The organism is Mesorhizobium sp. M7A.F.Ca.US.014.04.1.1, assembly GCF_003998745.1.
GTDB lineage: Bacteria > Pseudomonadota > Alphaproteobacteria > Rhizobiales > Rhizobiaceae > Mesorhizobium > Mesorhizobium ciceri.
In genome coordinates this window covers 1-10,806 of the sequence record NZ_RZRW01000159.1, presented here as the reverse complement: position 1 = coordinate 10,806, position 10,806 = coordinate 1, and the positions used below count along the sequence as shown (strand labels likewise).

Annotated in this window: 11 protein-coding genes; 8 read left to right on the top strand and 3 right to left on the bottom strand. The window is 63.3% G+C overall.

The features are described 5' to 3' along the window. The coding region (locus EOA22_RS13275) for an ATP-binding protein (RefSeq protein WP_164755400.1) at positions 1-1,430 on the bottom strand (1,430 nt) is incomplete at its 3' end. Positions 1,431-1,584: 154 nt separating this feature from the next. Here EOA22_RS13275 and EOA22_RS13270 point away from each other — a divergent pair. Genes EOA22_RS13270 through EOA22_RS13260 form a run of 3 tightly spaced genes read left to right on the top strand, consistent with a single transcriptional unit; the run spans position 1,585 to position 3,033 of the window. Next, positions 1,585-2,148 carry an XRE family transcriptional regulator gene (locus EOA22_RS13270; RefSeq protein ID WP_027160588.1) on the top strand — a complete coding sequence of 188 codons (564 nt, stop codon included), beginning with the start codon at positions 1,585-1,587 and terminating at the stop codon, positions 2,146-2,148. Between the two features lie 4 nt (positions 2,149-2,152). Next, positions 2,153-2,461: a hypothetical protein gene (locus tag EOA22_RS13265; RefSeq protein ID WP_013531040.1), complete on the top strand. Its 309-nt coding sequence runs from the start codon at positions 2,153-2,155 to the stop codon at positions 2,459-2,461. A 44-nt stretch (positions 2,462-2,505) separates the two neighbouring features. After that, complete coding sequence (locus EOA22_RS13260; RefSeq protein WP_063170265.1) at positions 2,506-3,033, top strand: GNAT family N-acetyltransferase; 528 nt, start codon at positions 2,506-2,508, stop codon at positions 3,031-3,033. Between the two features lie 4 nt (positions 3,034-3,037). On the opposite strand, the gene EOA22_RS13255 is transcribed toward EOA22_RS13260, so the two are convergent. Continuing rightward, complete coding sequence (locus EOA22_RS13255; protein WP_024501405.1) at positions 3,038-3,913, bottom strand: LysR family transcriptional regulator; 876 nt, start codon at positions 3,911-3,913, stop codon at positions 3,038-3,040. Between the two features lie 121 nt (positions 3,914-4,034). Between EOA22_RS13255 and EOA22_RS13250 the strand changes: the two genes are divergently transcribed. Both EOA22_RS13250 and EOA22_RS13245 read left to right on the top strand, forming a co-directional pair. After that, positions 4,035-5,186 carry a gamma-butyrobetaine dioxygenase gene (locus EOA22_RS13250; RefSeq protein ID WP_063168273.1) on the top strand — a complete coding sequence of 384 codons (1,152 nt, stop codon included), beginning with the start codon at positions 4,035-4,037 and terminating at the stop codon, positions 5,184-5,186. Beyond that, on the top strand, positions 5,183-5,773 hold the full coding sequence (locus EOA22_RS13245) for an HD domain-containing protein (RefSeq protein WP_063168272.1): 591 nt from the start codon (positions 5,183-5,185) through the stop codon (positions 5,771-5,773). Before EOA22_RS13250 ends, EOA22_RS13245 begins: the two co-directional genes overlap by 4 nt. A 71-nt stretch (positions 5,774-5,844) precedes the next feature. On the opposite strand, the gene EOA22_RS13240 is transcribed toward EOA22_RS13245, so the two are convergent. Further along, positions 5,845-7,647 (bottom strand): NAD(P)/FAD-dependent oxidoreductase, encoded by a 1,803-nt coding sequence (locus tag EOA22_RS13240; RefSeq protein ID WP_127390013.1) that lies wholly within the window; start codon positions 7,645-7,647, stop codon positions 5,845-5,847. Positions 7,648-7,677: 30 nt separating this feature from the next. Here EOA22_RS13240 and EOA22_RS38110 point away from each other — a divergent pair, with 30 nt between their 5' ends. From EOA22_RS38110 to ilvB, 3 genes are all read left to right on the top strand, one after another. Then, positions 7,678-7,875 (top strand): hypothetical protein, encoded by a 198-nt coding sequence (locus EOA22_RS38110; protein WP_024501402.1) that lies wholly within the window; start codon positions 7,678-7,680, stop codon positions 7,873-7,875. 192 nt (positions 7,876-8,067) lie between these two features. Beyond that, complete coding sequence (locus EOA22_RS13235) at positions 8,068-9,249, top strand: DUF6600 domain-containing protein (RefSeq protein ID WP_063168270.1); 1,182 nt, start codon at positions 8,068-8,070, stop codon at positions 9,247-9,249. 257 nt (positions 9,250-9,506) lie between these two features. Next, positions 9,507-10,806 (top strand): biosynthetic-type acetolactate synthase large subunit (ilvB, locus tag EOA22_RS13230; protein WP_127390012.1); only part of this gene is annotated, 1,300 nt, incomplete at its 3' end.

Sequence of the window (10,806 nt, the reverse complement as noted above, 5' to 3'; positions counted from 1 at the left end):
ATGATCGCCTGGTCCTGCTCATTGGCAAGCCGCATGGCGAAGAAGGTCGAGCATTGCGACAGGATGGTCGGGTCGAGCTCGCCGGGGCGCTGGGTGACGACGCCGAGATAGCAGCCATATTTGCGGCCTTCCTTGGCAATGCGCGACAGCGCATGCCTGGTCGGCGCGAATCCGAGACGCGGGTCGGCCGGCATATAGCGGTGCGCCTCTTCGCACAAAAACAGAAGCTGCAGCTTGCCTTCGCTCCATAGAGCGAGATCGAAGGCCAGGCGCGCCAGCACCGAACAGACGGAATTGACCACTTCGGACGGCATGCCGGCCATCTCGAAGCAGGTCACGGGACGGCCATGATGCGGCACGCGGAAGATGTTGCCGATCGTCTCGTGGATGGTGTCCTCGATCAGGCGCGAGTTGAACATGAAGCGATAACGTGGATCGGCCGCCGCCGATTCGATGCGCGTCTTCAGCGATTTGAGCGTCGGGCGATCGGTCTTGCTTTCGAGCATGCCCATGCGCTCATCGATCTGCTTCAGCAGGTCGGCGATGCGGTAAGGCACTGGCGTATCGGCGGTCAGCGCATCGCTGCCGCGCCTGATATAGGAGCCCGAATTCGGGTTGCGGTAGAGATTCTTGGCGGCCGGGATCAGGTCGCGCAAGGCATCGATTTCTTCCGGCTCGGTCTCGCGGCCCCGGAACAGCACCTCGGCGAATTCCTCCAGCGTGAACATCCAGAACGGAAGATCCAAGGTTTTGGAATCGACCCTGACGCAGTATTCGGGCAGCGATGCCGCGAACTCGTTGTGCGGGTCGAGGATCAGGATGCGCAGATCCGGCCGTGCCGCGATCGACTTGCGCAGCAGCAGCGAAACGGCGGTGGATTTGCCGACGCCGGTCGTGCCGACAATGGCGAAGTGACGCGCCAGCGTATCGTCGATAGCGATGTTGGCGGCGATCGTCTCGTCCTGCGCGAGCGTGCCGATCGTGATCGAATGACGCCCGGCAAGGTCATAGACCGCCTGCAGGTCGCGGGTGCGGATGCGATGCGCAACGGCGCCGATATGCGGATAGGTGGTGATGCCGCGGTCGAAGACCGGTCTGGCGCCGGGCTCCGCACCGTCACGGACTTCGCCGATCAACTCGATGCTGACCTCGATGGCGTTCTGGCCCTCATTGCTCCAGGCGCGGTCCGACTTGCCGATCGCGTAGACAAGGCCGACGGTTCGCGTCGATCCGAGATTGATGGAAATCATCTTGCCGACTGTCCACAGGCCGGTCACCGCGCCGTCGGCATCGTCCGCATAGGCGCTGATGGTGGCGCGAGCGCCGTCGCATTGCACGACATTGCCGAGGATGCGCTTGTCGTTCTGCTCGGTCTGGCGGCGCTCCTGCGAGGTCGGTTCCCCCACGGAGGCTTCGCGTTCGACATACATGGACAGGCCAATCCCCATTTCCCTGGAGAGTCGATCCTACCCGAATGGGGTTAAGGCCCGATGAGGTCGGATGGTGTAGAGAGCATTAAGGGGCCTGTGAAAATTGTCGCAAGGCGGCTCTTCTCCGGCGTCAATATTTCACTATAATAGACATATGGATGATATAGCGAACGAAATTTCCTCGACGATAGGCCGCAGGATACACGCCGAAAGGGTCATGCGTGACTGGTCCCTGGCCGAACTGGCGGAGCATTCCGGCGTCTCGAAGGCGATGCTCAGCACGATCGAGCGAGGCAAGACCAGCCCGACGGCGGCGCTTCTGGTGCGCATCGCGTCGGCCTTCGGCATGACGCTGTCGACCTTGATCGCGCGCGCCGAGCTGCAGGGCGGCGGGCTGCTGCGCGAGGCCGACCAGCCGGTATGGCGCGATCCCGATACCGGCTATGTCAGGCGGCATCTTTCGCCGGCTGGCGATATGCCGCTGGAACTGATCAAGGTGCATCTGCCGGCGGGCGCCAGGGTCAGTTTTCCGGCTGCTTCATACGCCTTCATCAAGCAGCAGATATGGCTGATTTCCGGGCGGCTCGAATTCATCGAAGGCGATATGGCGCACAAGCTCGAGCCCGGCGACTGCCTGGCGCTTGGGGCGCCGTCGGACTGCACCTTCCATGCCCTGGAGCCCGGCGCCGACTATCTGGTCGCCCTGGTCAGAGGCTGACACAATGGCAAAGAGACCAAAGCGCTCCCACAATGGGGGGCCGCCTCTCGATGAGTACAAGGGCCCGCCATGGGGCACGGGCGATCCCTATATCTTCCTGGCCTGGCAGGCAGCGCACGCCAAGGCGTGGAAGGCGCCGAGCCACGAGGTCATGCTGTTGCGCATGGACAGAGCCGAGCGGCTTGGCCTGACCTACGAGGAGTACACGCTCGAGATTCTCGAGCGCGGGCGGCACCTCGGGCACGAAGATGCCGACCGCATCAGCGCCATCAAGGCGGCGCGAAAGCGTCGCCGCGCGCGCCATCTGGAGTGACGGCAATGCGCCCGCTTCTATCGCAATCACAGGATATCCCGCACATGAACTCGATCGAGATCGCAACCCTGACCCCGGCTGCCGAGACGCAGGACGGGCTGGCCGAATTGCTGGTCGCAACGGTGGCGGCAGGCGGTTCGGTCAGCTTCATGCATCCGTTGGCGCCGCAGGCGGCGAGGGGTTTCTGGGAGAAATCGCTGGCCGCGGCGGCAAGGGGCGAAAGAGCGATGCTTGGCGCCTGGGACGGCAAAAACCTGGTCGGCACCGTGACCTTGCTGCCCGACTGTCCGCCCAACCAGCCGCACCGGGCCGAGATCGCCAAGCTGATGACACGCACAGACTACCGGGGCAGGGGCGTGGGAACGCGCCTGATGCGGGCCGCCGAGAGCCTTGCGGTGGAGAAGGGCCGCACGCTGCTGGTTCTGGACACGGCAACCGAGGAGGGCGCCTCAGGCCTCTATGAGCGGTTGGGCTTCACGCTGGCCGGTGAGATACCGGACTATGCCCTGAAGCCGCATGGCGGGCTGACCGGCACGCTGATCTACTGGAAGCGGATCGGGCAAATCTCGTAACCAATCATGCCGGCGCGGAGAGGCGCGACAGCAACCACTGGCGGAAATCCTGCTCGGCGCCGGTTAGGCGCGCTGTCGACGCCTTGGTCAGAAAATGGCCCGATGTGCTGGAGAGTTCGAAGTCGGAAAGCCTGACCAGCGTCTTGCTGTCGAGCGCCGCATCGACCAGCGGCCGCGAGCCCAAAAGCACGCCGGCGCCGGCCTTGGCCGCTTCCATGGCGGCAACGAAGCTGTCGAAGCGGTGCGATCGCCTGGGATGGCCGGCCAGCCTGGCGGCAGCGAACCATTCCGCCCACATCTCGCGCGCGCCGGCAACCAGAAGCAGCGGCAAGGAGGTCCAGTCTGCGTCGCCGACCAGACCCGGAGCCGCCACCGGCACAAGCCGCTCGGCGGTCAGCCTGTCGGCTTCGCGGCCGGGGAAGGATCCGTTGCCGAAACGGATATCGAGCACCGAGCCTGGCAGGTCGTAATCGGTAGGGCGATGGATCGTCACCAGGTCGAGCTGGATGCGCGGCAGTGCCTTCGCGAGATCGGGCAGCGCCGGAACCAGCATCAGCAAGGCAAAGGAAATCGGCGCCCGGATGGTCACGGTCTGGACGGCGCGCGGCTCGAACAGTTCCGCGGTGCTGTTGCCGATGGTGGCGAAGGCCGACTGGATGTGGGGGAGGTAGGCTGCCCCCTCCGGCGACAGGGCGACGCCGCGCGCCAGCCGCGAAAACAAACGTGTCTTCAGCCGCTCCTCGAGAAAGCGGATGTGCTGGCTGACGGCCGCCTGGGTGAGGCCAAGCTCGGCTGCCGCCGCGGTGAAATTCGACAGCCGCGCCGCAGCCTCGAAACTGCGCAGCCAGTCGAGCGGCGGCAGGGGTGTGGTTCGAGACATTAGTATATCGTGGTCATTGGCCAAAAAAGGATAATTTGAATTATGCCTCTCGCGCGATCAACATGCAATCGAAACCCTGCGGATCAGCTGCGGGGGACGCAATGGACAGGAACGGATCTCCATGCTCACCCAGGCGCTGATCGGCGACGAAGGTAGAACAATCGAACTTGGCTGGAAGGACGGGTCGCGCAGCCGCTTTCACGCCATGTGGCTGCGCGACAATGCGCTGGACGACAAGACGCGCAGCGCCGGCAATGGCCAACGGCTGATCACCATCCTCGACATTCCCGCCGACACCAGGATCGGCGCGGCATCGCTCAAGGGCGGCGCCCTGGAAGTCAGCTTCGTGCCGGAGCAGAAAACAGTGAGTTTCCCGGCGGCATGGCTGAGTGCCAATGCCTATGATCGTGACGCGGCCCGCCAGCCCGGCTGGACAGACGAGGCCACCGTGCGATGGACCAAGGCCTCGATGCAGAATTCGGTGCCGCGCGCCGGCTATGCTGCGGCCAGCCATGATCGCGCTGTGCTGGGGCAATGGCTGTCGGCGGTGAAAGCCTATGGCTTTGCGGTGATGGACGATCTGCCGGCCGAATCCGGAGCGCTGTGCAAGGTGTCCGATCTGTTCGGCTATATCAGGGAGACCAATTACGGCCGCTGGTTCGAAGTGCGCGCCGAGGTCAATCCGAGCAATCTCGCCTACACCAATCTCGGGCTCCAGGCGCATACCGACAATCCCTATCGCGACCCCGTGCCGACGCTGCAGATCCTGTCCTGCATCGAGAATACGGTTGAGGGCGGCGAATCCAGCGTCGTCGACGGGTTTGCCGTCGCGGCTGCGCTGCAGGCTGAGAACCCGGAAGGCTTCCGGCTGCTGAGCTCATGCCCGGCGCGCTTCGAATATGCCGGCTCTTCCGGTGTGCGGCTGCAGGCGAAGCGGCCGATGATCGAGCTCGGGCCCGATGGCGAGCTGATCTGCATCCGCTTCAACAACCGCTCGCTGGCGCCGACGGTCGACGTGCCCTTCGCCGACATGGAGGCGTACTACGCCGCCTACCGCCGGTTCGCCGAACTGATCGAGGATCCATCCTTCGAAGTGACGTTCAAGCTCGAAGCGGGGCAGGCTTTCATCGTCGACAACACGCGCGTCATGCACGCCCGCAAGGCGTTTTCCGGAACCGGCAAGCGCTGGCTGCAGGGCTGTTACGCCGACAAGGATGGCCTGCTGTCGACGCTCGCGTCGATAGAACACGGGTTCAAGGAGGCGGCGGAATGAGCGGCCAGGATTTGAACGCGGACAATATCGTCGAATTCATTGCCGACATCTTCGAGCGCCGGGGTGCGGAATCCTACCTCGGCGAACCCGTCACCATGTCGGAGCACATGCTGCAGGGCGCCTGGTTCGCCGAAAAGGACGGCGCGCCGGACGAGCTGGTGGCGGCGGCGCTGCTGCACGACATTGGCCATTACACCAGCGAGTTCGGCACCTATTCGCCCGAGGATGTCGAGGACAAGCATCATGACGAAGCCGGCGGCGAAGTGCTGGCGCCGTTCTTTCCACCTGTCATCGTCGAATGCGTCAGGCTGCATGTCGCCGCCAAGCGCTATCTCTGCGCCACCGATCCGACCTATTTCGGCAGGCTGTCGCCGGCCTCGGTGCATACGCTGTCGCTGCAGGGCGGGCCGATGAATGCCGAGGAGGTGGCCGAGTTCCGCAAGAACCCGTTCCATGAGGAAGCGGTCCGGGTCCGCATCTGGGACGAGAGCGGCAAGATTGCCAACATGAAGACGCGGACGTTTCGCGATTACGTGCCGCTGTTGCAGCGGGTGGTGACGCAGTTCGCGGCGGGTAAGCCGGCGTAATTCCCTCAAAGGAAGGAGGCAGGGTGCAAGCCCTGCCTTCTTTCTTCCGGCTTCGCCGGAATCGCGCTCGCCTACCCCTTGTGATGCACCTGCTGCAGCCCGTAGACCGGCGTCGCCAAGCCGGCCTGCCTGGCCTTCAGCTGCAGCGCCAGGAATTGTGAATAGTGGCGTGACTGGTGCAGGTTGCCGCCGTGAAACCACAGCGCTTCCTGCTGTGTAGGCTTCCACATGTTGCGCAACTCGCCTTCCCAGGGGCCGGGATCCTTGGTGGTGTTCGAGCCGAGGCCCCAGCATTTGCCGACCTTGTCGGCGGTTTCGCGCGATATCAGATCGGCGGCCCAGCCGTTCATCGAGCCGTAGCCGGTGGCGTAGACGATGAGGTCCGCAGGCAGTTCCGACCCGTCGCTGAGCAGGACCGAGTGCTGCTTGATCTCTTCGACGTCGACGCCACTCTTCAGCTTGATCGAACCATCGATGACCAACTGCGATGCGCCAACATCGATGTAATAGCCAGAGCCGCGCCTGAGGTACTTCATGAACAGGCCGGACTCGTCGTCGCCCCAGTCGAGCATGAAACCGGCCTTTTCCAGTCCCTTGTAGAATGCCGCATCGCGTTTCTTCATCTCGGCATAGGCCGGGATCTGGAACTCGTGCAGGATCTTGTAGGGCAGCGAAGCGAAGATGAGATCGGCCTTGGCGGTGGTGATGCCATTCTGCAGCGCCTGCTCCGAATAGAGCGAACCCAGTCCGATTTCCATCAACGTGTCGGACCTGGAGATATGGGTACTCGAGCGCTGCACCATGGTCACGTCGGCGCCGGCTTCCCAAAGTGCGGCAGCGATGTCATGGGCGGAATTGTTGGATCCGATGACAACGGCCTTTTTGCCGGCATAGGCGTCGGGACCCGGATGCTTCGACGAGTGGTGCTGATCGCCCCTGAAGGTCTCCATGCCCTTGAATTTCGGCAGATTGGCTTTGCCGGACTGTCCGGTCGCCAGCACCAGTTGCTTCGGCTTCAGCGTGATGTCCTTGCCGTCACGGTGGACGACAACGGTCCATTCCTTCGTCTTGTCGTCATAGGAAGCGCTTTTGGCCTCGGTCGAGGACCAGTAATTCAGCTCCATTACCTTGGTGTACATTTCCAGCCAGTCGCCGATCTTGTCCTTGGGCGAGAAGACCGGCCAGTTCTTGGGGAAATCGATATAGGGCAGATGGTCGTACCAGACCGGGTCATGCAGGCAGAGCGACTTGTAGCGCTTGCGCCAGCTGTCGCCGGCACGCTCGTTCTTCTCGATGATGATGGTCGGCACGCCAAGCTGCCGCAGCCGCGCGCCGAGCGCGATACCGCCCTGGCCGCCACCGATGATCACCGTATAGGGCTGCGTCTTGAAGCCGAGCTCGGCGGCTTCCCTCTCGCGCTCTTCCTTCCATGTCGGACGGTTCTTGCCCGAGCCGTGCCTGGCGCCCATCGGCCGCGCGAAGCCTGCCGGCTCCTCGTGGCCTTTCAGTTCGGCCATGGTGGTCAGCAGCGTCCAGATCTTGCCGTTCTTCAGCCTGATATGGCCGAAGCCGCGTGCCGCCTCCGTCTCGAAGCTGATCCAGCCCTCGATCAGTTCGCCGCTCTCGGTCGCGTCCTCGCCCTTGGCGATGGCGAAGTGCGATGGCCTGGTGTTCGACAACTGGCTTTTCAGCATGTCGCGGACCTGGTCGCGGCCTTCCATGGTCTTGATGTTCCAGGTGAAGGTAACGAGGTCGCGCCAGTAGCAATCTTCTTGAAAGCAATCGACCGCCTTCTCGATGCCATCGGCAGCAAGCGCGGCGCCGAACTGGTCGAGTACGTCAGACAGTTTCTTGCTAGAGGGCTTGTCGAGCATCAGGTTTCCTCCCGTGAAATCCAGATCGTCATGGTGATGGCTCCGACGGGCTTGCCGCCGGACGATCAAGTATCGTCAGAGATGGCGGCCCTCGTCACGCCCCACCATAGTTTCCAGCGGTTTCAATGGTTTATTCGCAAAATGGGATCACCCGGCGGTTTCGCAATCGCCCGGGCGCCGGAAACGACCGTCCCATTTGTGAATGCCGCGCCGGTCGCGCAAAGTTGATGGTCAAATGCCGCAATGCGGTCACCGGGGCCGATGACAACCGATCGGTGAGAAGCCGGGAAGCGGTGGCGGGCAGCAGGGCGGTTCCCGGGATTTTCTGGATGCGGAACTCTGGAGCCCGTTATGATTATCATATCCTTTTTCCAAGCGTCTTCACGCCACTCTCTCGGCCGGCGTGGACGTGCTGCAGCAATGGCCGCGGTCATGGCCTTGAGTGCGACGCTGACCGGCCCGCTGATGCTGCCCGGAACACAGGCGCATGCGGCGGAAATTTCCGTCACCGTCCGCGAAAGGCTTTCGAACTATGGCGGATGGCGAACCTCCAGCCGCTTCGGCGATGTCTGGGTTCCCTCGGTGCATACCCAATGGCGGCCCTACACCGAAGGCAGGTGGGTCTGGACTGACAATGGCTGGTACTGGCAGTCCACCGAGCCATTCGGCGATGTCGTCTATCACTATGGCCGCTGGGCGTATGATCCCGATTTCGGCTGGGTGTGGATCGCCGGCGATCAATGGGCGCCAGCCTGGGTGGTCTGGCGTCAGGGCGGCAATGATGTCGGCTGGGCTCCGGCGCCGCCCGACGTCGGTGCCGCCTTCGACGACGCCTGGTGGTGTTTCGTGCCGGTGGCGGCGATCGGCGCGGTGGATCTGGTCAGGGTGGTGCGGCCGGTTCAGGAGAACGTCGTCATCGTGCGCAACACGACATTCATCAACCAGACGGTCGTGGTCAACAATGCGCCACGCGTGCGGCTTGGCAACCAGGTGGTTGCAATCAATGCCGGACCCCGGCTGCAGCAACTCCCGAAGCCCGTCATGGAATCGATCAAGGCGGCAAAACTGGTTCCTCCGCTCAAAGGCGTGTTTGCCAGTGCACGTCTCGATGCTTCCAGGGGCGCCGAAATCAAGAAGCTTGCCGGCAATGCAATGCCTGCCGCCAAGGCGGCCAATGGGAACGGGCAAATCGTGGCGGGCCATGGCCCCAAGATTGCGAGCGGCGACAAGGCCACGTCTCCGAGCGCTGTGACAGCGAGCAATCCAGCCGTCGTGAAGCCTGGCAACACTGTGCGCAAGCGGATGGCCGCCGGCAACGGCGCGAAGGCCGATGCGCTCAAGCTGCATGCCGACAGGACCGCGGGCGATGGACGTATCGTCGTCAAATCGTCGGCCAAACCGGGTTCGGCCAAGCCGGTCTCGGGGCAGCGTCCTGCACGCGGTGCCGGACAACAGAAGCCGCATCAGCAGGCGATGGCAATGCACATGCCCCAGCACCATGGCCCGGCAAGGGTGGCACCTCACCATCCGCCAGCGAAGATGCAGGCGAGGAAGGTGTCCAGATGCGATCCGCGCGTTTCCCGCTGCAAGGCGCCGCGCTGATCGCCTCAATCGCGCCGGCACGCTGTGCGCGCCGGCGCGATTTTTCCCGTTGACAGGTCGCCTTGCCCGCCCTTAGTGTCCGCCACCATGAAAACAGCACTCATTCTCGTAGGAAAGCGCGTGGGCAAGGCGGTGTAACCGCCGGGCGAAAACCCCCCATGCGCAAGACACAGGCTCCCTCGGGGGCCTTTTTTATTGCCTGAAACACGACTAAACGACCAGCAAACGCCCAATGGCGACAGTACGGGACCAGACCGATGAGCAACGGACAGAACGAGCGGCGCGAGATGACGGGCGCCGAAATGGTGGTGCAGGCGCTGAAGGACAATGGCGTCAAGCATGTCTTCGGCTATCCCGGCGGCGCTGTCCTTCCGATCTATGACGAGATTTTTCAGCAAGACGAGGTCGAGCACATACTGGTGCGCCATGAGCAGGGCGCCGGCCATGCGGCGGAAGGCTATGCGCGTTCGACCGGTAAGGCCGGCGTGATGCTGGTGACCTCCGGCCCGGGCGCCACCAATGCGGTGACGCCGCTGCAGGACGCGTTGATGGATTCGATCCCGCTGGTCTGCCTGACCGGGCAGGTGCCGACCTCGCTGATCGGCTCGGACGCTTTTCAGGAATGCGATACGGTCGGCATCACGCGCCCCTGCACCAAGCACAACTGGCTGGTGAAGGACGTCAACGAGCTCGCCGCCACCATCCACGAGGCCTTTCATGTCGCGACCACCGGCCGTCCCGGTCCGGTCGTCGTCGACATCCCGAAGGATGTGCAGTTCGCCAAGGGATTCTATGTCCCGCCGCAGATCGCGCCACGCACCAGCTACCAGCCAAAGGTCCAGGGCGACCTGGAGAAGATCAAGGCGGCGGTCGAGTTGATGGCGGGCGCCAAGAAGCCGATCATCTACAGCGGCGGCGGCGTCATCAACTCCGGCCCGGAAGCGAGCCATCTGTTGCGCGAACTGGTCGATCTCACCGGTTTCCCGATCACCTCGACGCTGATGGGCCTCGGCGCCTATCCGGCATCGGGCAAGAACTGGATGGGCATGCTCGGCATGCACGGCACCTATGAAGCCAACATGGCCATGCATGATTGCGACGTGATGATCTGCATCGGCGCGCGCTTCGACGACCGCATCACCGGCCGGCTGACCGCCTTCTCGCCGAACTCGAAGAAGATCCACATCGACATCGATCCGTCGTCGATCAACAAGAACGTCCACACCGAGGTGCCGATCATCGGCGATGTCGGCCGGGTGCTGGAGGATATGGTGCGGCTGTGGCGGGCGAGCGCCAAGGCCGACAAGAAGGCGCTCTACCCCTGGTGGGAGCAGATCGCCAAATGGCGTGCGCGCGACTCGCTCGCCTACAAGATGAACAACGACGTGATCATGCCGCAATACGCCATCGAGCGGCTCTACGAACTGACCAAGGGCATGGACACCTACATCACCACCGAGGTCGGCCAGCACCAGATGTGGGCGGCGCAGCACTATCGTTTCGAGAAGCCGAACCGCTGGATGACGTCGGGCGGGCTGGGCACGATGGGTTATGGCC